25 protein-coding genes are annotated in these 19,383 nt (G+C 46.3%); 19 read left to right on the top strand and 6 right to left on the bottom strand.

The features are described from left to right. The first annotated feature begins 6 nt into the window (after positions 1 to 6). The 16 genes from KTH89_RS22605 (at position 7) to KTH89_RS22530 (ending at position 14,157) form a co-directional block, all read left to right on the top strand. A complete protein-coding gene (locus KTH89_RS22605) occupies positions 7 to 1,482 on the top strand; it encodes a phage portal protein (RefSeq protein WP_238723215.1) in 1,476 nt (491 codons plus the stop codon). After that, on the top strand, positions 1,451 to 3,361 hold the full coding sequence (locus KTH89_RS22600; RefSeq protein WP_238723214.1) for a phage minor capsid protein: 1,911 nt from the start codon (positions 1,451 to 1,453) through the stop codon (positions 3,359 to 3,361). The genes KTH89_RS22605 and KTH89_RS22600 overlap by 32 nt, the downstream gene beginning before the upstream one ends. After that, positions 3,361 to 3,522 carry a hypothetical protein gene (locus KTH89_RS22595; RefSeq protein WP_238723213.1) on the top strand — a complete coding sequence of 54 codons (162 nt, stop codon included), beginning with the start codon at positions 3,361 to 3,363 and terminating at the stop codon, positions 3,520 to 3,522. Before KTH89_RS22600 ends, KTH89_RS22595 begins: the two co-directional genes overlap by 1 nt. 71 nt (positions 3,523 to 3,593) lie before the next feature. Beyond that, positions 3,594 to 4,229 (top strand): hypothetical protein, encoded by a 636-nt coding sequence (locus KTH89_RS22590; protein WP_238723212.1) that lies wholly within the window; start codon positions 3,594 to 3,596, stop codon positions 4,227 to 4,229. Positions 4,230 to 4,251: 22 nt separating this feature from the next. After that, a complete protein-coding gene (locus tag KTH89_RS22585; protein ID WP_238723211.1) occupies positions 4,252 to 5,238 on the top strand; it encodes a major capsid protein in 987 nt (328 codons plus the stop codon). Between the two features lie 16 nt (positions 5,239 to 5,254). Continuing rightward, positions 5,255 to 5,656, top strand: a complete 402-nt coding sequence (locus KTH89_RS22580; protein WP_238723210.1) for a head-tail connector protein — start codon at positions 5,255 to 5,257, stop codon at positions 5,654 to 5,656. After that, positions 5,640 to 5,981 (top strand): putative minor capsid protein, encoded by a 342-nt coding sequence (locus tag KTH89_RS22575; protein WP_238723209.1) that lies wholly within the window; start codon positions 5,640 to 5,642, stop codon positions 5,979 to 5,981. Before KTH89_RS22580 ends, KTH89_RS22575 begins: the two co-directional genes overlap by 17 nt. After that, positions 5,974 to 6,378 carry a minor capsid protein gene (locus tag KTH89_RS22570; RefSeq protein ID WP_238723207.1) on the top strand — a complete coding sequence of 135 codons (405 nt, stop codon included), beginning with the start codon at positions 5,974 to 5,976 and terminating at the stop codon, positions 6,376 to 6,378. Before KTH89_RS22575 ends, KTH89_RS22570 begins: the two co-directional genes overlap by 8 nt. Beyond that, the gene (locus KTH89_RS22565; RefSeq protein WP_238723206.1) at positions 6,378 to 6,767 is read left to right on the top strand and encodes a hypothetical protein; all 390 of its coding nucleotides are present in this window, start codon (positions 6,378 to 6,380) and stop codon (positions 6,765 to 6,767) included. Before KTH89_RS22570 ends, KTH89_RS22565 begins: the two co-directional genes overlap by 1 nt. Positions 6,768 to 6,783: 16 nt before the next feature. After that, on the top strand, positions 6,784 to 7,266 hold the full coding sequence (locus KTH89_RS22560; RefSeq protein WP_238723205.1) for a phage tail tube protein: 483 nt from the start codon (positions 6,784 to 6,786) through the stop codon (positions 7,264 to 7,266). Between the two features lie 27 nt (positions 7,267 to 7,293). Continuing rightward, complete coding sequence (locus KTH89_RS22555) at positions 7,294 to 7,737, top strand: hypothetical protein (protein ID WP_238723204.1); 444 nt, start codon at positions 7,294 to 7,296, stop codon at positions 7,735 to 7,737. 8 nt (positions 7,738 to 7,745) lie between these two features. Beyond that, a complete protein-coding gene (locus KTH89_RS22550; protein ID WP_238723203.1) occupies positions 7,746 to 8,342 on the top strand; it encodes a Gp15 family bacteriophage protein in 597 nt (198 codons plus the stop codon). 183 nt (positions 8,343 to 8,525) lie between these two features. Next, on the top strand, positions 8,526 to 10,691 hold the full coding sequence (locus KTH89_RS22545) for a phage tail tape measure protein (RefSeq protein WP_238723202.1): 2,166 nt from the start codon (positions 8,526 to 8,528) through the stop codon (positions 10,689 to 10,691). Then, positions 10,691 to 11,395 carry a mtfA protein gene (locus tag KTH89_RS22540; protein ID WP_238723201.1) on the top strand — a complete coding sequence of 235 codons (705 nt, stop codon included), beginning with the start codon at positions 10,691 to 10,693 and terminating at the stop codon, positions 11,393 to 11,395. The genes KTH89_RS22545 and KTH89_RS22540 overlap by 1 nt, the downstream gene beginning before the upstream one ends. Beyond that, the gene (locus KTH89_RS22535; RefSeq protein ID WP_238723199.1) at positions 11,395 to 13,299 is read left to right on the top strand and encodes a phage tail protein; all 1,905 of its coding nucleotides are present in this window, start codon (positions 11,395 to 11,397) and stop codon (positions 13,297 to 13,299) included. Before KTH89_RS22540 ends, KTH89_RS22535 begins: the two co-directional genes overlap by 1 nt. A gap of 18 nt (positions 13,300 to 13,317) precedes the next feature. After that, positions 13,318 to 14,157, top strand: coding sequence for a hypothetical protein (locus tag KTH89_RS22530; RefSeq protein WP_238723198.1), 840 nt, complete (start codon positions 13,318 to 13,320; stop codon positions 14,155 to 14,157). Positions 14,158 to 14,161: 4 nt separating this feature from the next. On the opposite strand, the gene KTH89_RS22525 is transcribed toward KTH89_RS22530, so the two are convergent. Then, the gene (locus KTH89_RS22525; RefSeq protein ID WP_238723196.1) at positions 14,162 to 14,437 is read right to left on the bottom strand and encodes a hypothetical protein; all 276 of its coding nucleotides are present in this window, start codon (positions 14,435 to 14,437) and stop codon (positions 14,162 to 14,164) included. A gap of 259 nt (positions 14,438 to 14,696) precedes the next feature. On the opposite strand from KTH89_RS22525, the gene KTH89_RS22520 reads away from it, so the two are divergent. From KTH89_RS22520 to KTH89_RS22510, 3 genes are all read left to right on the top strand, one after another. Next, a complete protein-coding gene (locus KTH89_RS22520; protein ID WP_238723194.1) occupies positions 14,697 to 15,107 on the top strand; it encodes a phage holin family protein in 411 nt (136 codons plus the stop codon). After that, a complete protein-coding gene (locus KTH89_RS22515) occupies positions 15,104 to 16,099 on the top strand; it encodes a GH25 family lysozyme (RefSeq protein ID WP_238723193.1) in 996 nt (331 codons plus the stop codon). Before KTH89_RS22520 ends, KTH89_RS22515 begins: the two co-directional genes overlap by 4 nt. A gap of 72 nt (positions 16,100 to 16,171) precedes the next feature. Then, entirely contained in the window at positions 16,172 to 16,825 is a 654-nt protein-coding gene (locus KTH89_RS22510) for a Rha family transcriptional regulator (protein ID WP_238723191.1), read from the top strand. Positions 16,826 to 16,870: 45 nt separating this feature from the next. Here KTH89_RS22510 and KTH89_RS22505 read toward each other — a convergent pair whose 3' ends face one another. From KTH89_RS22505 to KTH89_RS22485, 5 genes are all read right to left on the bottom strand, one after another. Then, entirely contained in the window at positions 16,871 to 17,467 is a 597-nt protein-coding gene (locus tag KTH89_RS22505) for a hypothetical protein (RefSeq protein ID WP_238723189.1), read from the bottom strand. A gap of 5 nt (positions 17,468 to 17,472) precedes the next feature. Next, positions 17,473 to 17,640 carry a hypothetical protein gene (locus KTH89_RS22500; protein WP_238723188.1) on the bottom strand — a complete coding sequence of 56 codons (168 nt, stop codon included), beginning with the start codon at positions 17,638 to 17,640 and terminating at the stop codon, positions 17,473 to 17,475. Between the two features lie 273 nt (positions 17,641 to 17,913). After that, a complete protein-coding gene (locus KTH89_RS22495; RefSeq protein WP_238723187.1) occupies positions 17,914 to 18,405 on the bottom strand; it encodes a hypothetical protein in 492 nt (163 codons plus the stop codon). Next, a complete protein-coding gene (locus KTH89_RS22490; RefSeq protein WP_238723186.1) occupies positions 18,402 to 18,680 on the bottom strand; it encodes a helix-turn-helix transcriptional regulator in 279 nt (92 codons plus the stop codon). Before KTH89_RS22490 ends, KTH89_RS22495 begins: the two co-directional genes overlap by 4 nt. 15 nt (positions 18,681 to 18,695) lie before the next feature. Beyond that, on the bottom strand, positions 18,696 to 18,995 hold the full coding sequence (locus tag KTH89_RS22485; protein ID WP_238723185.1) for a hypothetical protein: 300 nt from the start codon (positions 18,993 to 18,995) through the stop codon (positions 18,696 to 18,698). Between the last annotated feature and the right edge of the window lie 388 nt (positions 18,996 to 19,383).

The following is a 19,383-nucleotide window of genomic DNA, read 5'->3' as shown; positions in this document are numbered from 1 at the left end:
GATGGATTGGGAGCGATACAAAATTACTTACAGAAGAAGCGAAAATTCGGAGGTGTGTCAGACACCACTTACAACCACATAGATGAATGGTTGGCATGGTATCAAAATGATGTAAAGAAATTTCATGTTTACTTGATTTACGACGGAATCCAGAGTAAAAAATGTAAGCGGTATAAGCTGGGGATGGCAAAAAAGGTGTGTGAGGACTGGGCCAATCTTCTGCTGAATGAAAAGGTAGCAATCAAGGCCGGGGCTTTTGACAAAAGGTTGAAGGAGATCTTAGAGGCCAACAACTTCCAGACCAGAGCGAATCAGTTAATCGAAATTTCTTTCGCTCTTGGGACCGGAGCGTTTGTTGAATACTTGGACGCAAACGAAAATAAGATCATCGATTATATCCGGGCCAATATGATTTACCCGCTATCTTGGGATAATGGAGACATCACGGAATGCGCCTTCGGTTCTGTCCGGGTGGTAGATGAAAAAGAAAGGATCTACCTGCAGATTCACCGTAAGGGCATTGCGGAGGATGGCGAAAACCCCGATATGTACTATATCGAAAACAAATATTTGGATGCCAGTACGGGGGACGAAGTGGATCTTCCGGATGATATAAACGATATTGTTCCAACCGAATATAACAAGCCTTTGTTCCAGATCATCACGCCAAATATCTGCAACAACGTTGATCTGGATAGCCCTATGGGCATTTCCGTGTTTGCCAACGCGATCGATCAGGTAAAGGGCTGCGATCTGGTCTATGATTCATACATGAATGAGTATGTGCTTGGTCGAAAGCGGATTCTGGTGCCATATTCACAGGCGAAGATCATGCAGGAGAAAGACGGGGGCATACAGCCGGTATTCGATCCGAATGATACCGTCTATTTTGCAATGCCTGGGGATCGGAATAGTGACTTGAAGCTAACCGAAGTGGATATGACCATAAGGGCCGCAGATCATGAGCAGGGGTTAAATAAGGCCCTGGACCTCATGTCACTAAAATGTGGGATGGGAACCGGCCGTTATAAATTTGAGAGCGGCGGAGTTAAAACAGCAACGGAAGTGATCAGCGATAAGTCCGATTTATACCAAAACCTGCAGAAAAATAAGACGCCTATAAAAGCGGCTTTGGTGGCTATGGTAAAAGCCCTGGCCTATTTGGAAATGGGATCAGATAATCTGGAAATCAATGTGGATTTTGATGATTCGATCATTGAGGATACCAACACTACAGTAGATCGCAATATTAAGCTTGTTACGGCCAGTCTCCGATCAAAGCTTACAGCGATTATGGAAATTAATAAATGCAGCGAAGCCGAGGCAAAGAAAGAATTGGAGCGAATTGCCCAGGACGGGCAGATTACCGGCAGCAATGTGGATTGGACACAGGGGGATGGAGCTGATCCGGATGAACCGGAAGAGGAAGAGCAGGGCGGTGATGAAGTAGATGAACCTGATCGAGAACCAAAGGGCGGCTGATCTTCCGGCCGGAGCTTTTCAAGATCTGGAAGAACGCCTGATGGCAAATATCATTCGGCATTGCAAAGACTATGATCAGCCGATCGCCACCGATCAATGGTTAATGAAGAAGTTAGCCGAGATTGGGAAGTTGAACCAGGAGAACATCAAAATCATTGCCCAGTCTACAGGCGTTTCGCAGACGGCCATGGAGCGGATGCTTAATGACATGGCCGAGAAGGTGATCAAAGAGGTAGAGCCGGGAATGAGGCAGCTTGTCCGACAAGGGTTGGTCGGAGATGCGGTGCCGATATCACAAAGCAAAAATGTGAAGCAGGTGCTTACGACGCTGCGGGGACAGGCAAAGAATACCCTCAATCTGTGCAATACCACGATGCTATATAAGGCCAGGGACGCTTTTAAAGGTTTGGTCAACAATATGGCCTCTACAGCGCAGGAAATAGCCGAGAAACAGAGCTTTCTTGACATACTGAACGAACATGCCACAATGGCTGTCATAGGGGCAGAATCACGGCAACAGGCGCTTACAAAGTGCATCCGGGAATTCAATGAAAAGGGAATTCCGGCTTTTATTGACCGGGCGGGGCGTGAGTGGACACCAGAAGCATATGTGAATATGAACATGCGATCCACGTCAAACACGATGGCGGCAGAAATACAAATGGCCCGGGCCGATGACTACGGGATAGATCTGGTTGAAGTTGATAGTCATTCCGGTGCCCGGCCCAAATGCGCAAGAGATCAGGGTAAGATTTTTGACAGATCGAACCAGTCAAAAAAATATCCGCACTGGAAAACATCCAGCTACGGAGAGCCGGACGGCCTTCTGGGTATAAATTGTGGACACCACATTTTTCCGTATATAGAGGGGGTATCGATCCGCCGGCATTTTCCGACCGAAGATCTGGATGCGAACGACAAAGAGTATAAAGAAGTACAGGTCCAGCGATCCTTGGAAAGAGCTGTAAGGAAGCAAAAACGAGAATGTATGCTTTTTGATCAGATAGGAGATCAGGAAGCCTTCCAGCAGGCATCCTATAAGCTTAAGGCCAAAGAGCGGCAATTAAAATCCTATGTGGACGGCAACGATAAATTACATCGCCGCAGAGATCGAGAGCAGGTTGTTGGGTTCGACAAGCGTGTCAGTGCAAAATCCAGATCATCGGAAAGAGAGTATATTGCAAAGCAAACCGGCAAAGTAGACGAATCGGCTATCAGGCAAAGGAACCAGGCTGCCGCCGAAAATTGGGCAATTAAACATCTTGGAATTAAGAAAACAAATTACGCTACACAAAGCATAGAGGTTGTCAATAACACAAATAAAGCGTTGAAAAAAGTGTTTAAAGAAATGCCTATACTCAAAGGCTTTGTTGATGAAGTAAGCTTTGAAGAAATCGATGCCGTTGCGATAGCGTCAGTAAGGTTAACCAAATATGGAACAGTGTCTACAAAGTTATCGTTATCTTCTCTCCTGGCGGATGATGATCAGGCGATACAGCAGATGATTGATCAAAACGTAAATGCCGGATTATGGACAAGAAAATCCGGGCTGTATGGTATCATTAAACATGAGGGAACGCACCTGGCGGAATACTCAATGGCATTGAAAAGATATGGTGTCAATAAGGAGCTTGGAGGCGGCGATCTGCCAGGGGCCATAACAGCCATAAAATCGCACGAGATAGCCGAAGAAATAAAACAGAAAGCACTATCTGCCTGTAATTTGCCTGATGATAATGATATAATAAAAGTGAATCTGTGCGAGTACGGAGCTTTCGAGGGTCCAGGAGAATTCCTGGCAGAAGCATGTTCAGAATCGCCGCCTCGGAAGCTGGCCAAAGAGGTGCAGAAATTATTTGAAAAGGAGATGGGGAAATAATGCTATTTGAAGTACCGGTAAAGATCCGGGATAAATTTCATTATTCCGCTGCGGGTGGATATCTGGATGATCCATACACGCCGGAAGAGAAAAGGATCTGTGATGAATTTATCAAGAAAATGAAAGAAGCAAAAAATCAAGAAATAGTTTTAGAAGAGTAAACCACTGGCTGACCGGCTGGTGGTTTTCTTTATACAAAAAAGTCGAACGGACGTTAAACGGAGGTGTTTTTATGTATAAATTTATGAACAACCCCTATGTCAGAATGCCCTTTTTCGAGGCTGACAAAGGAGGTGGTGCCGGCGGATCCGGAGAAGACGGCAATAATGCCGGAGAGGGTGACGACCCGGACGAAGACGATTCGGACGAAACGGAGGAAGAAGAACAGGAAGAGAAGAAGTTCTCCCAGAAGGATATTGACGAAGCTGTTAAAAAACGCCTTGCTCGTGAGAAACGAAAATGGCAGCGCGATCAGCAGAAGCAATCCGCAACAGGTGGTGTAAAAAAAGAAACGGATTCTGATCCGGACAATGAAGGGGACGCCGAAGCGGATAAAAAAGCCAGAAAGGCAGAAGAAAAAGCCGCAGCTTTAGAAATGAAGTGGACCTGTTTGGAACATGATGTCAAAAAGGATTGTGTAGACGATGTCCTGGCGCTTGCCAAAGTGAATATGGCAAAGGATGAAGACATGGACATTGAAGATGCGATCGACGCAGTATTGAAAAAATATCCTCAATTTAAGGATGGGTATGAGGACGAAGGATCCGATGATCAGGAGAGAAAAGGTTGGGGCCAACGCCACGGGAAGCCCCCGAAGAAAGAAAACACAGTGGAAGATGAAATCAGGAAGCAGATGTTTGGAAAATAAGAAAGGTAAAAGGTGAAAGAATATGGCAGCATTTACGCTTGCACAGGCAAAAAACTTAAGTCAGGATAAACTGACAAACTTTGTGATCGACGAATTCCGGAAGTCTCCACTTCTGGACGCAATGGTATTTGATGATACCGTGAAGCCGCAGGGCGGGAACACGATGACCTATGTTTATAACCGGGTGAAGACACTGGCAACGGCGGCCGGCCGTGCATTGAATGCGGAATACACCCCACAGCAGGCCGATACCGAGCAGGTAAAGGTAGACTTGAAGGTGTTCGGTGGCTCCTTCCAGATTGACCGTGTTATCGCGGCATATGAGAAACAAGTGCTGGATTTGGTGCAGTTCCAGTTACAGCAGAAGACAACGGCGGTCCGGTCTTTGTTCCAGGACTGGATGATCAATGGAGACAGCGCTAAGAATAGCGGGGTTGCATTTGACGGCCTGGCAAAGATTTTAAAGGGAACCAGCACAGAAGTCACGCTTGAGAGTGCGGCACTTCTGGATCTCTCTTCTGCCGCGAAGGTAAAGGAGAACTGGCAATCCTTCCTGTACGAACTGCGCCAGGTTGAGAAACTGCTTGATGGAGAACCGGGTGTAATTCTGGTGAACAATGACCTGTTTGCGGTATTCCAGTCTGTAGCAGACCTATCCACCCAGTTCCAGCAGACAAAAAACGAGCTGGGAACGCAGATTGTGAAGTATGGCAATGCAACAATCATGAAGATGGGAGATAAGCCTGGCACGGCAACGCCGATCATCTCGACGGATGCCGCGAAGGGGACCACGGATATGTATCTGTTCCGGATCGGCTTGGATGCCGTCCACGGTGTGACCCCAGAGGGTACGAAAGAACCGAAAATCTATCTGCCGGATATGACCCGTCCGGGTGCCGTCAAGACTGGTGAGGTTGAAATGGTGGCTGCAATGGCTGTCAAGGCTACCAGATCCGCGGCAGTTCTACACGGTATTCAGGTGGCGCCGGCTTCCACTCCGACCGCATAAGATTGGAGGCGATCAGGTGCCTTACGTAACAAAGGAATACTATGATAATACATTTCACGGGGAGCCGGTAGACGCAGCCGACTTCCCGGGCCTGCAGGCCAGAGCGGAAGAAATCATCGAAGAAATGTGCATGTATCGGATTCGGCCGGAAGTAATGGATACGTATGGATCAGATATCCAGGAACGAATTAAAAAGGCTGTATGCGCACAGATCGAGTACCTGGACGTGAATGGTGGCAGTGATATGGACAATGGGTCCGATCTGCAGAGTGCGGGGCTGGGCAAATTTAGCTATACAAAATCGTCCAGTGCAATCGGGAGTACGCAGCAATCCATATATGCACCCAGGGCAGCCCGGCTCCTGGCCCCTACAGGATTATTATACCGGGGAGGTGGTTGCTATGCGGCCAATACCTAAAAAATTACTTATACATTCGGTTAAGCTACAGAAAAAGACAGGCGAGGGTCGTTGGGGTGACGATCAGTTAGACGATGGAGTGGAACTAAAATATGTGCGCATGGAACCATCATGTAAGATCGTTCGGGATAAAAATAATGCCGAGATTCAGCTTGCGGCTACCCTCTTCTACGATTGTAAAAACAGCCGGCCGAAAGATATCGCTTTTGCGGTGGACAATGTTATTGCATTTAATGGGCAAAAGCACCGGGTGCAGATTGTCGAGCCGTTATATGATGGCGAGCGGTTACATCATTATGAAATGGGGTTAGTTGCCTATGCCTAAGATAACAGCAAGGGTAACCTTCGACACAGCAGCGGCCGCAGCCAGGATCAGGGCGGCAAGTAATGACGCGCTGACCAGAATGGGGCTTCAAGCATTGGAAGACAACACACAGCATGTGCCTCATGACCAAAGATTTTTGCAGGACAGTGGATTTTTAAATAGTGATCAAGAAGCCGAGAATCTATCATTTTGGCTCCGATGGGAGGAACCTTATTCACAATATCTTTTCCATGGTGAAGTAATGTATGGAAATCCCACGAGCAGAACATATGGCCCTGAAAAGCTGAATTTCACAAGCGCCCTTGCCCGTATGGAGTGGACAAAATATGCAAAAGAGGTATACGGGGATGACTGGAAAAAGGTGTACCAGGCGGCATTAAAGGAGCTGATGAAATAATGACACCATTAACTGAATTTTTAGAACTTATGCTTGAAACAGCAGAGCAGAATTGCGATCTGGATAATCCGATCTCCACGAAAGAACTTCCCGCATCGGGTGGTATTTATGCAGAGCTGGGATCCGGGTCTACTGAAATGGAATACTTTGACAAAAGCGCAATCAAAATCATACCGGTGCTTTTTCTGTGCCGTGCTGCAGATCAGCAAAGATGCCTGGAACAGCTATCCAGTATTTGCGAGTATTTCCAACGCTTGAAAAAGTATCCGCAGGGATCATCTTTCGCCTGGCTGAATTCGGAGATATCAAAAGAACCGTCGAAGATCGGGCGGGATGAGGATGGGGTATGGCACTATTCTTGTATCCTGAATAACAAAATTTACTACTAAGAAAGGAATGATAACTATGGCAGAACCGACATTGCCGGTAAATACAATAACGCCGGAAATCAACTATGAAACAGAAGCCTATATAAATACTGCTCCCAGCACAGAACAGCCTACCTGGGCAAGTATGAACAATCTGATGAAAAACATGAGTCAGTCGCTGAATGAAGTGTTATATCAGGCCAGCTATTATGCTGACAAGGGGTATGGCAGTACAGAAGTAACCGGTGCCCAGATGACGTTGACGGTCACAGGAGACGTCAAACCGGGCGATCCCGCAGCGGACTACATTCTGTCTGATGACGTCCTGTATGGGCTTGGAGATGCGCGAAAGACCCATCTGAAATTGGCGAAGGGGGATAAAATCATTCTCTGGCCGGTGACGCTGGCGAACATCACACCGGCATACGGTGACAGCAACCAGCCAAATGCATTGACCGTTACAATCCACGGTAACGGCAGACCGGCGATTGGAACAACGACGAATACAGGAGGGGTATAATCCCCTCCCTCTTTAGGAGGATATAACATGGCATATCAGGCGAAAAGAAGAAAAAGATATGAGGAAGACTTTGAACTATGCGACGAAGAAGGCAAGGTTGTAAAGACATTGCATGTGTCCCTGGATGTAGACGATGTGATTGGCAAGATCTATCGGAAGTATGCCGATCTTACAAAAGTGCTGGCTGAAACGTCTGAAATGAAACGGAAGTCAGAATCCGGTGAGATAGTAGAGAATTGCATTGAACGCCTTGGAAATGCAGTTGTAAATTTGTTCGAGGCCGTATTCGGGCCAGAAGATGCTGGCGAAATCGTATCATTCTACGATAACCGCTATGCAGAAATGTGCAAGGAGGTAGTTCCGTTTATTACCCAGGTTGTCGTTCCGCGCTGCAGCGACATAAAAAAGGAAAATCAAAAGTCCATTTTGCAGGGATATAACCGGAAACAACGCAGACATATGTTCAAATAGGTGTGAGCATGGGATTTTTAACCGAACCGATCGAAACCATAGTTAGACTAGGCAATCGTAAATACAGAGTAAATGCGGCATTTAATGTCGTGTTGGACGTACAGCGCTTATACAAAGAAGACCTTCCCGATGAAGTGAAAATCGAGCAGGCGTTACGGATGTTGGTGGAAAATCGTTTTCGAGTCTGGTGTCTTCCGCCGAAAAAGAAGTCCGAACTATTGCAGGAAGTGGTAAAACAGCACATCGATCTTCCACGCCGGCCGCCATCAAAGATCAATCAAAGGCTCATTGATTTCGAGCTTGACGGGGAGTATATATTCGCTTCGTTTTACCAGGATTACGGAATTGATCTGCTCTGTGAACAGGGGCGCCTTCACTGGAAAAAGTTCATAGCTCTTTTTCAGGGATTGTCCGAAAAGACTAAGATCAAAGAGATCATGCGGATCCGCGACATGGATATTCCAGAGCCAACCAAATACAATCAGAAAGAAAGGCAGAACATAATAGAATTGAAATCATATTATGCGCTTCCGGTTGAAGGTGGAGGCGGCCAGGAGGGGCTGGATGCATTGTTTTGCGCTCTTGAGGGCATGGCCCATGAATGAAAAAGAAAAAGTAAAGTGCCCGTATTGCGGACACCCGATTAATGTATTTAGAAGCAAGGACGCCATTTGCAGAGGCGTCTTTTTAAAATGTAAAAACAAAGAGTGTCAAAGAGTTTTTGAGCTGAAAATAACAGGCTAGTGTGCCAATGTGCCGCCTGATCTATACAAGGGCAGGTGATGGACATGGCCGATGGCAAAAAAGGCGAGGTTGTATATGAGATCCGGGCTGATGACAGCCAGCTAGAGGGCGATCTAAATGCAGCGAATGAGAAGGTAGAGAAAAAGGCCGGCGGTGGAATGGAAAAATTGAAATCCATAGCCGGCGGAGCCGCAAAGGCAATCGGTACAGGTATGGTAGCCGCCGGAACCGCAGCGGTCGGATTAGGAGCTGCGGCGGTCAGCAGCGCGGTAGATGTCGATCAAGCAATGAATCAGTTTATTGCAGCGACCGGGCTTGCGAAGGATGGAACGGATTATTGGCAAAAGTCTTTGGAACAGATTTACAAAGACAATTACGGAGAGAACTTCGAGGATATCGCAGATGCCATGGCGACGGTCAAAAAAGAGGTCGGTGCCCTGGATGACGCAGAACTGACAAATTTAACGGAGTCGGCTTTTGCCTTGCGGGATACTTTCGACTACGATATTTCAGAGTCTGCCAGGGCTGCGAAAGCCATGATAGACAATTTCGGGATCGAAGGAGAAGAAGCATTCAACCTTATTGCGGCCGGCGCACAGAATGGTCTGGACTATTCTGGTGAGCTGATAGACAGTATTTCCGAATATTCTGTCCAGTTTGCGAAGGTTGGCTTGGATGCCGACGATATGTTCAATATCTTCCAGGCAGGTGCAGAAACAGGGGCTTGGAATCTTGACAAAATCGGTGATGCAGTTAAGGAAATGTCTATCCGTGTGATCGATGGATCCGAAACGACAAAAGAAGGATTTGAAGCGATTGGTCTTAACGCTGATGATATGGCAGCTAAATTTGCCGCAGGCGGCGATTCTGCCCGTGATGCATTCCAGCAAACCATATCAGCACTGGCAGAAATGGAAGATCCGCTTGCGCAGAATACAGCCGGCGTCAATCTGTTCGGGACGATGTGGGAAGATCTGGGGCCAGAAGTAGTGTCACAGTTGGCAAATATCACCGATGGGGCGTATGACGCAGAAGGGGCATTGAACGGGATCAAAGAAGTCAAATACGACGATCTAGGATCAATGTTCGAGGGTCTGAAACGGAGTGTCGAACTGCTCCTTTTACCGCTGGGCGAGCAGCTCATACCGATCTTAAGCGAGCTGATCGACGCGGTGCTGCCATTGCTGGAAGAGGCGCTTCCGCCCATCGTGGATGCGGTAGGGGAGCTGATCACACAGCTAGCACCAGTGATCGAAGAGATTCTTCCGGTATTGATGGACCTGATCAATTCTCTTTTGCCCCCACTGATGGACATTATAAATGCGGTACTCCCCATAATAGTCCAGCTCTTCCAGGAGCTTCTTCCACCGATAACGGAGATAATCAGCGCTGTGCTTCCTGTTTTGCTGGATCTCATAAACGCTTTGCTTCCAATGTTTCAGATTTGGATCGATATGTTAATGCCGATCATTGATCTGTTTATGGAGCTTTTAACACCTATCTTGCAGCTTATAAGTGAAGCATTAAATCCTTTAATCGAAGCTCTCGCACCGATTGTGGAACTAATGTCAAAAATAATGATTCCAGTTTTAGAGACGTTAATGTCGGTGTTTGGAGAAGTTTTTCGAGGGATTGCTGACGTGGTGTCTGGCAGCATTAAAAACATAACAAACATCATCAAGAATATTCTTGATTTTATAAAAAATGTCTTCACGGGGAATTGGAAAGGTGCCTGGGAAAATATAAAGAATATTTTTAAATCCATTGCTGATACGCTTGGCGGTATTTTCAAGGCACCGATCAACTTCATCATAGATCTGATCAATGGATTTATCAAAGGAATCAATAAAATTAAGCTTCCGGATTGGGTCCCGGGGATCGGCGGAAAGGGATTTAACATCCCGACTATCCCGAGATTAAAAACAGGTATTGACTTCGTACCCGGAGATTTCTTCCCGGCGTATTTGGATTATGGGGAGCGTGTATTGACCCGCGAGGAAAATATGCGCTTTAACGCCGCAGGCGGACTGGAAGGGCTTGAAAGATCCTTAAGCGGTGGGAATTACGTACCTGACCAGAAAATCATCTTAGGTAAAGGATGCATAGTTGTGCAGACCAATCTGGACGGCAGGACGGCAGCTACAGTAATGGCACCATACATGGACACAGAGCTGGGAAGCATATCACAGAATAAAGAGAGAGGCCAATAATGGAGCATACGGGAATAAAGATTGACGATAAGCATACAGCGAAAGACTGGGGATTACGAATGATATCTATGGTAATCCCCATGCCGGAACCGAAAACAAATTATATTGACATTCCCGGGGCGGACGGATCGCTGGACCTGACACAATCCCTAACTGGGGATGTCCCGTATAATATGCGGGCGGGTGTGCAATTCACGTTTGATTCTTCCGGTGGATATGAAGATTGGCACGCCATGTCAAGCGAGATCGCAAACTACCTTCACGGTCGGAAGCGGAAGGTTATTATAGATTCCGATCCCGGATTTTATTACGTCGGCCGCTTGCAGCTCGACTCCCAGAAATCCAGCGAGATCATGAATCAGATCATGATCACTGGTACCATGGATGCGTACAAATACGAGGTTGCAGACAGCCTGGGTGATTGGTTGTGGGATGATTTCGATTTTGAGACCGGGATCATCCGTGAATACGGAAACCTGCAGGTTGTCGGTGAGCTGAACGTCATAATTCCAGGCCGCCGCAAACATGTCATACCAGTTATCACAGCCAGCGCTACAATGTCGGTATCATATGGGGCAGAGTCCTACGATCTGGTGGCCGGAATAAATAAAATTTACGATCTGACACTTGGAGAAGGAGAAAACATCCTGACTTTTACCGGAACCGGTGTTGTGAGCATTGATTACAGGGGAGGTAGTCTGTGATGTACAGAATCGTATGTAAAAATGGAAGCAATGAATATGTTTTACACGATACCAGAGACGATAAGACGATTGCTTTAAATCCAAAGCTATCGTTGCAATTAAACAAGACCGGAAGCCTTACTTTTGCGCTTCCAGCCGGGCATGAAAACTATGATAAGGTCAATAAATTAGCCTCTGTCATCGAAGTATATCAGGATGATGACCTGATCTTTACCGGCCGGCCGTTGTCCGATGAGGTGGATTTTTACAATACAGGGACCATCCCCTGTGAGGGCGATCTATCATATCTGCTTGATAGTAAGCAGCGGCCGTATGAGTATACCGGAGATATTCGGCCGTTTCTGCAACAGCTTATCAACAATCATAATTCGCAGGTTGAAACCGGAAAACAGATCCAGCTTGGGGATGTCACGGTGGTGGACCCGAACGGGTATATCAACCGATCGGATAGCGGATATACGGATACGCTGACCACGATCAATGAAAAACTGATCAAAACCCACGGAGGTTACATCCGGATCCGGCATGACAGCGGAAAGCGATATCTGGACTATCTGGCTGATTATGGTCATGTAAACACACAGGTGATCCGATTCGGTGAAAACCTGATCGATCTGAAACGGTATGCGAAGGCGGAGAGTATCCGGACTGCGATCATCCCGCTGGGGGCAGAAACGGAAGAGGAAGGAATCAACGGAACAAAGCTTCGGGTTAATATCACATCCGTGAATGGTGGTAAGGACTATATCTTTAATCAAGAGGCCGTGAACACCTGGGGATGGATCTGGGATACCGTCGAATTTGACGATGTGACGTTGCCAGAAAACCTTAAGGCGAAAGGGGAAGCCTACCTGCAGGATTGCATCAATCTGGTGAATACGATCGAGCTGACCGCGGTGGATATGTCCATGATGGATGTTGACGCTGAAAAGATAAAAATTGGTGATTGGATCAGGGTGGTGAGCACCCCGCATGGTCTGGACCGGCTTTTTTTAGTGTCAAAAATGGATATCGACCTTGCGAATCCCGGGAACAACAAGATCACCCTCGGGAGTACCTTCCAGACACTTACAGAGTCAAATAATAAGAGCAAGAATGATATATCAGCCCGGATCGAGCAGATCGCAAGGTCTACAAACACCCGGATCAACCAGGCAGTTGAACATGCTACCCAGCTTATCACCGGTGGCTTGGGTGGGTATGTCATATTAGATCTGGCAGATGACGGTCATCCCCAGGCTATCTTGATCATGGATGCTCCGGATAAAAATCAAGCGACGAACATTATCCAGATCAATAAGAACGGGATCGGTTTTTCCACCTCGGGCATAGCCGGCCCGTACCGTAGCGCCTGGACCATAGACGGGAATTTTGTTGCCGATTTCGTCACCGCCGGAACTATGCTGGCAGATCGAATTCTTGGAGGAACCCTTCGCCTGGGTGGCAAGGACAACGGAAACGGCGTTCTGGAAGTACAGGATGCCACAGGAGCGGTGATTGCTACGCTGGATATCAATGGTCTGACACTGAAAAAAGGTATTCTAAGCGGGATAGAAATCCGCCTGCAGGATGACGGGAAATCCGGAAAATTCAGTGTCTCTTCTCCAACCGGATCCAGCGTGGAAATACTTGGATCCCGAATTGGGATGCTTAAAAATGGGACATATGTGTTTCTGCTCAATGATATATTGGGAGATTACGCCGCTGCGAATTTGATAGGATCCCTTTCGGTACAGGCGGGCGGTGGAACCGGTGCGATAGATGCAGACGGACAGATCACGGCCAGGGCTGGATTCGCAACGGGGGGCGGTGTCGGATCGTCCGATAGCATCCGTGTGATGACGGGCGAATCGTCCTATACAACGATCCGGTTTAGCGGCGGGATCATGACGGGAATGGATTAGAAGGGAGGCAAACACCGAATGGCAAATATATCGGTATATCTTGAAAAAATATTGTCTGCAGTTTATGGACGGGAAGTGCGTGGCTCCATCCATGATGCGATCAAGGCAGGGAATGATGAAATAGAAGGCTATGCTGCAGCGGAAGCTAGCCGGGAAGCAGCAGAGCAGAAGCGCCAGGCTGATACCACGGCTGCTATCCAGCGTTGTGATACCGCAATAACGGACGCCAACACAGCGGCTCAGGCGTCCAGTGCAGCCACGGCGGCTTGCGAGGATGCCACGGAAGCGGCGCTCGCGGTGGCCGGCGGAGACATAGCGGAAAATACGGTCAGCTTTACGGAGGCGCTCACCCGCGCAAATATATCGACCGGAGAAAAGCTGAAAATTACGCTTGGGAAAATTTCGAAGTGGTTTGCAGATTTAGGTGCAGCTGCATTTCTTGGGGTTTCGAATACACTCACACAGACCGAAGAGGGTTATGTCCTGGATGCCCGGCAAGGAAGGATGCTTTCGGGCAAAATCGGCAATCTTTCCAGTTTAACGACTGCCACACAAGACAGCGCCGTCTCCGCGATTAATGAGATAAATAATAATTTAACGTCTGTTATAAAGTTTCGCTCGAAACTATACCAGGCCAATATTAACACCGGGAGCCAGACAACAATCACGGTGGATTACAATACCGGCGACGTATGTGCATTCCTGATCAGCGTGCACGGGGCCTCCAATGCTGCGGCAGTTTCGGGCCATCTTATGGGCGGTACATCGGCAAAACCGACCAGCTTAAGCCTTTCCAATTCATCGTCTGGAGGCGTGAACCAGTGGTGCTACGCAATGGTTGGGTACTTGTACAAATGATCATTTAAACAATCGGAAAAGTTACACTAAATCTTATAGTGCTCCCGGCCGCAATACCCGGGCATAATACAGTTACCTTTCCGTTTGTGCTTGCATAAGCATATGTTGCTTTACCAACACCATCAAAATATGCCTGACCGTAACTCAATGCAGCTGGTGCCGGAGATAATTCAGATGCAAGATCCACCTCTGCATTACCTATCGCGGCGCTAGCCTTGCCGACTATAGTAAGTGTACCTATCTTATTGTTGATCTTGAAGGAGATAGTTGCCCCTGTCATTCCCAGTGCTCTTGCACTACCGTTACTCACTGCTTTATATAATGTATCATGGTTGTGTGACGATGGAGCATAAGTAGACGGCTTTCCAGTTATAGCTGACCATGCATGGGTATGATTAGATGGTGCTTTACCAGATAAATTATTATTTAACGAACAAACGTTTGGAAATGCGTAAAGAGGGTGATAGACAAAAATTGAGATACTGTTTCAGCCGGTCCCCGCGGGGGCCGGTTTTAATTTAAGAAAGAGAGGAAAAAAGATGGAGAAAATATTTAATACAATCAGTTTTGTTTTTGGGGTTATCGGAGGATTTATCGCTAAATGGCTAGGGGGATGGGATGCATTGTTAATCACGATTGTAGCGTTGGCAGTCCTTGATTACGTTACCGGGGTAATCAAGGGCATTTACCAAAAGCAGCTATCCTCGGAGATCGGATACAAGGGTCTGCTTAAAAAGATCGTCATGTTCATTGTGATTGCGGTGGCTTTTATTATACAGCAGCTTATAAGTGATGTAATCCCTCTGCGTGAGGTTGTAATCATGTTTTATGTGTGCAATGAGGCGCTAAGTTTGCTGGAAAATGCAGCGGAGTTTGTTCCAATTCCGGATAAACTGAAAAACACGTTGCTGCAGCTTCGAGATAAAAATGATACGGAGGGAAAAGAATGAGAGGAATAGATGTAAGCTCCTACCAGGGAAAAATTGATTGGAACATGGTTAAAAAAGACAATATCGATTTTGTGATCCTGCGTAGTATCCTGCAAAGTGGAAAACCGGATGCACGATTCGAAGAGTATTACGCTGGTTCCGTGGCTGCCGGATTCCGACCGGACGTGTATGTGTACATGTACGATCTGACGCCGGAGTATTCCAGGATCCGCGCCGGCAAGGTGGTGGATCTGATCCGAGGTCGGAAGGTAAAGCGCGTTTGGTTGGACCTGGAATATGCTGCCCAGCGTAATCTGTCTAAATCCCGCCTGACCGAGATCATCAAGGCTGCGGCCGAGGTGATTCAGGACGCCGGGTATGAGGTCGGAATCTACTGTAATCAGGATTGGTATGACAATGTCCTGGATGTACCCAACCTGCCATACCTGTTTTGGATTGCACGGTACGGAAAGAATGACGGGACCGCAGTTCCCAGCCTTCGCCCGGCGGCAGCCGCGATCTGGCAGCATACCAGCAACGGCCTTGTCGATGGGATCGCGGGCAGAGTGGACATGAATATCTGCTATAAGCCAGAGTTGTTCGGCGCCGGTTCCGATCCGTCCCCCATGCCCTCATCCGGAAAACCGGAAGTGAAAGCCCTACAAAACGCGCTGAACCTGGACGGATACCGGGATAATAACGGGAAACCGCTGGAAGAGGACGGGAAGGTAGGCCCTAAGACCAGGGCGGCGATCGCAAAGGTTGTACTTAAGTCAGGCCCATACTCCGGCGGCTGGTACCGCGTTGGATCCGAGGGTGTGATGGTCAACTGGGTGCAGATCAGACTTAATGAGCTGATCGGCGATCGGATCATTGCCCTGATCGGACATCTGCTGACAGAGGACGGCCGGTATGGCAATGACACCAGGCTGATCGTAGGATTGTGGCAGGAGCTTCGCGGCCTCAAGATGGATTACATCTGCGGTCCCGCAACGATCACGAGTCTGTTATAATATCAAAATTTGAGAGCATCCAGAAGGGTGCTCTTTTTGTACTGCAAAATAAAACAAATGGAGGAAGATTTTATGTTAGTAGAGATCAAAAAAATTAATAAAGAAGAAGTAACAGTTGTAACGAGTCTTGATGTGGCTGAGACTTTTGAAAAAGAACATAAGAATGTTTTGGCAGATATCAGAAATATTCAAAATGATATAAGTACCGCTGAATTTTCAGCCCTATTCTTCGAGTCGGTTTATAAAGCTTCAAATGGAAAAAATAATCCGTTGTACTATATGACAAGAGATGGTTTTACACTGCTGGTTATGGGATATACGGGCGAAAAAGCAATGAGATTTAAACTGGCCTACATCAAACAGTTTAATGCCATGGAAAAGGCCCTGATCGGTAAGATGAAAGAGCGGGAAAAAGGAATAGCCGTCCGCCAGGCTCTGACCAACGCCCTGCAACTGTCCCAGGAAAACGAGCGGATGCACGGCCACGCCTACTCCACATACACCAATGTAGTCTATAAGGCGGTGTTTGGCAAAGACGCGAAACATCTCCGTGAAGAGTACGGGATCACGAAAAAAGATAATCTCAGGGACTGCTTCAGCGAGGAAGAGCTGAAAGCGGTGCAGTCCGTGGAAATGGTGGTCAGTGGCCTGATCGATTTTGGGTGGAGCTATGACCAGATCAAAGATTTTATACTGCATCAGGATTTAATGAGGCTGGCAGCATAATACAAAACTCCCCGGTCATCACTGGCCGGGGAATTTTTTTAGATATTAATTATTCCAATATTCATTAAAGTTTATTTTCTTATATAGTGTAAACAACCCTTCATCATTTAACTCATCATATAGTTTCTTAAAACCTTGATTATTATAAAATTTGTCAAACATGTGCTCTCTACATTCCAATACTATTAAATTGCCACCTACAACTCTTGCTGCTAAACTTATTGCATGATAGCATTCGTTTAGTATTTGTAGTCCATTTAAATCTTCTTTTGGACATTGGTCGCATCTTCCTAATTGACCTATTAAATAAGTTGGCACAGAATTTAGGCGATCTCTTCCGGGATATTCACCTAAAACTTTCCTTTTTCTCTTTGGAGACAGACAAGATATGTCCAAAGAATTTTGCGCAATTGTAAAGTAAGCAAGAATATTAAATTGACCATCACTTAAGGCACGACTATCAATAAACAAGTGTGTTTTACCATAGTTGGTTTTTTCATATGGTATGGCTCTATGCGTCAAAAAGTCCTCCAGGTCAGTTTCACGACAGCAAGAGAACTTTTTGAATGCATCTTCAATTTTTTGTTGCTCATACTCTTTCTTGAGTATTTCTCCCAATGGTATTATTTCGTATTCTATCATTTGTACTATCTAAGCGCCTTTAAAAGACTTTCTCTTAAGTCCTTTTCGTGTTTCAAGTTAGAACGAAAACCACTTTTCAGTGTGGGAGTCACTGTTTTGGTCATTTCTGCGACAAATTCATTTGCTCTATCAGGTCGAACTGCAAACTGTTTTCTAAATGTTGATGTTGCCATATTGAACCCCCTTTTTCGCTAAAAATAGCAAAGATATATTAACTCCGCTTATATTTAATATAACCAGAGTCAACATAATTATTCCATAGATTTATTTACACTCTTATAATATTCTAAATGTTACTAAAAGTCAATCCATACACATAAAAATTCAAAAAAAGTACATATTTTTATGATTTATTGTTGCTAAAGATTAAAACAGCATTATATGACTCTTTTATTCGTCCTCTCTCGTTACTACTAAACATTCTCAGTCACAATCCATATCCCGGATTAATCTTTCCAATCTATCAGGCGCCACCCCTTGTATTGCGATGGCGCTCTTTTTCTTTTGCCCAGATAACCGCCCTTGATTTCGCGGATTCCGTCCGCGAACTGCCTGGGCGATCCAGGGAGCAGTTCGGCGTGTTCCCTTGCCCAGAAAGCAAGGTTATCAAATTCATATTCATTCCCGTCCGGATCTTGTATGACCCAGTGGCGGGCATTGACATGTTTCTCTCCGGTGTGCCCTGCCCAAAACTCGTCCTTCCCAGTTTGCCAGCGTCCCACGGATGCATCGTAGGTGCCGGATGAGTGGAGCTGGCTACGGTATTGCTTAGAGCAGTTTGGGTTACCACAGGTTTTGACTTGCGCAGTGGGAGGGGAAGGAAAGACCTTCCCACATACTACACATATTTTATAATGCTGCCTGAATTTAGAATAGCATTGCATGGAGCAGCAATATTTATTCCTGCCGGTCGGTTTTCCGCATATAACACATTTCATAGCAGATCTCCTGGTTCACAGCCCAAAGCTTTCGCTAATGCTATAGCATTTTTAAGCGTCATATTACCGGTATCATATTCTCCAGACTCGTATTTCTGGATCTGCCGAATATTGATCCCGGCAGCTTTGGCCAGTGCGCTTTGTGTCATACCGGCCAATGATCGTTGATGCAACACGCTATTGATAGTGTTTCCGCGGCAATCACGGCCGCGGCTTGACATGGAACAGGCTCCACAAAGCCCATCAGTACGGATGCAATCATCATATCTTCTCATTTTGACATCTCCTTCTTAGGATAAAATCTCAACAACCACAGGATCAGCGATGATAAGTTCACCATCATCGACACCCATTCTACCCATGTCGCCACATACAACAGCGGCATGACCGCCGAAATATTTCTGACCATTATATTTATGTGCGTCTATCACACAAACACCTTCGAGTTCTTCGGCAGTTTCCTCACCATCGATCCACACGAGACTTTTATGATCCATTTCGCCAAGCTCGAATTCCTGCTCTTGTATACGGATACCTATATAGTTGTATTCATCCTCGTATTTTGAAATTACTTCTTGAGTGTTGATCATGATTTATTTCCCCTTTCTTTATCTTTAATATAATTATACGCCTATATAGGCGTAAAGTCAAGAGAAAGTTAATATAATTATAACTTTTTAATCATCAATAATCTTATCCAACTCGATCCCATACACCTGACATAGCTGCACCACGTCCTCGATCCGCGGCTCCCGGTGCCCGTTATACAATATCGAAACCGTTTAAAAAATCGTTGACAAGGAGTTCCTTCCATATTATAATGTCAAAAGTGGTTGTCGTCAAAACTGTCGTCAAACCACAAAAATGACTCTTTAAAAATAGCGGAAGATCCGCTTATATAGGGCATTGTGGGATATTAGCTCAGTTGGTAGAGCACTTGACTTTTAATCAAGTTGTCCGGGGTTCGAATCCCCGATG

Origin of the sequence: Diplocloster agilis (assembly GCF_019042275.1) — a bacterium.
Classification (GTDB): Bacteria; Bacillota; Clostridia; order Lachnospirales; family Lachnospiraceae; genus Diplocloster; species Diplocloster agilis.
The sequence above is the reverse complement of the archived record's forward strand: the minus strand, read 5'-3'. Positions and strand labels throughout refer to the sequence as shown.

Bases quoted from the DNA above. Each gene is read 5' to 3' on its own strand.
- KTH89_RS22600 (WP_238723214.1), top strand. From the start codon at position 1,451: ATGAACCTGATCGAGAACCAAAGGGCGGCTGATCTTCCGGCCGGAGCT.
- KTH89_RS22595 (WP_238723213.1), top strand. From the start codon at position 3,361: ATGCTATTTGAAGTACCGGTAAAGATCCGGGATAAATTTCATTATTCC.
- KTH89_RS22590 (WP_238723212.1), top strand. From the start codon at position 3,594: ATGTATAAATTTATGAACAACCCCTATGTCAGAATGCCCTTTTTCGAG.
- KTH89_RS22585 (WP_238723211.1), top strand. From the start codon at position 4,252: ATGGCAGCATTTACGCTTGCACAGGCAAAAAACTTAAGTCAGGATAAA.
- KTH89_RS22575 (WP_238723209.1), top strand. From the start codon at position 5,640: ATGCGGCCAATACCTAAAAAATTACTTATACATTCGGTTAAGCTACAG.
- KTH89_RS22570 (WP_238723207.1), top strand. From the start codon at position 5,974: ATGCCTAAGATAACAGCAAGGGTAACCTTCGACACAGCAGCGGCCGCA.
- KTH89_RS22565 (WP_238723206.1), top strand. From the start codon at position 6,378: ATGACACCATTAACTGAATTTTTAGAACTTATGCTTGAAACAGCAGAG.
- KTH89_RS22560 (WP_238723205.1), top strand. From the start codon at position 6,784: ATGGCAGAACCGACATTGCCGGTAAATACAATAACGCCGGAAATCAAC.
- KTH89_RS22555 (WP_238723204.1), top strand. From the start codon at position 7,294: ATGGCATATCAGGCGAAAAGAAGAAAAAGATATGAGGAAGACTTTGAA.
- KTH89_RS22550 (WP_238723203.1), top strand. From the start codon at position 7,746: ATGGGATTTTTAACCGAACCGATCGAAACCATAGTTAGACTAGGCAAT.
- KTH89_RS22545 (WP_238723202.1), top strand. From the start codon at position 8,526: ATGGCCGATGGCAAAAAAGGCGAGGTTGTATATGAGATCCGGGCTGAT.
- KTH89_RS22540 (WP_238723201.1), top strand. From the start codon at position 10,691: ATGGAGCATACGGGAATAAAGATTGACGATAAGCATACAGCGAAAGAC.
- KTH89_RS22535 (WP_238723199.1), top strand. From the start codon at position 11,395: ATGTACAGAATCGTATGTAAAAATGGAAGCAATGAATATGTTTTACAC.
- KTH89_RS22530 (WP_238723198.1), top strand. From the start codon at position 13,318: ATGGCAAATATATCGGTATATCTTGAAAAAATATTGTCTGCAGTTTAT.
- KTH89_RS22525 (WP_238723196.1), bottom strand. From the start codon at position 14,437: ATGACAGGGGCAACTATCTCCTTCAAGATCAACAATAAGATAGGTACA.
- KTH89_RS22520 (WP_238723194.1), top strand. From the start codon at position 14,697: ATGGAGAAAATATTTAATACAATCAGTTTTGTTTTTGGGGTTATCGGA.
- KTH89_RS22515 (WP_238723193.1), top strand. From the start codon at position 15,104: ATGAGAGGAATAGATGTAAGCTCCTACCAGGGAAAAATTGATTGGAAC.
- KTH89_RS22510 (WP_238723191.1), top strand. From the start codon at position 16,172: ATGTTAGTAGAGATCAAAAAAATTAATAAAGAAGAAGTAACAGTTGTA.
- KTH89_RS22505 (WP_238723189.1), bottom strand. From the start codon at position 17,467: ATGATAGAATACGAAATAATACCATTGGGAGAAATACTCAAGAAAGAG.
- KTH89_RS22500 (WP_238723188.1), bottom strand. From the start codon at position 17,640: ATGGCAACATCAACATTTAGAAAACAGTTTGCAGTTCGACCTGATAGA.
- KTH89_RS22495 (WP_238723187.1), bottom strand. From the start codon at position 18,405: ATGAAATGTGTTATATGCGGAAAACCGACCGGCAGGAATAAATATTGC.
- KTH89_RS22490 (WP_238723186.1), bottom strand. From the start codon at position 18,680: ATGAGAAGATATGATGATTGCATCCGTACTGATGGGCTTTGTGGAGCC.
- KTH89_RS22485 (WP_238723185.1), bottom strand. From the start codon at position 18,995: ATGATCAACACTCAAGAAGTAATTTCAAAATACGAGGATGAATACAAC.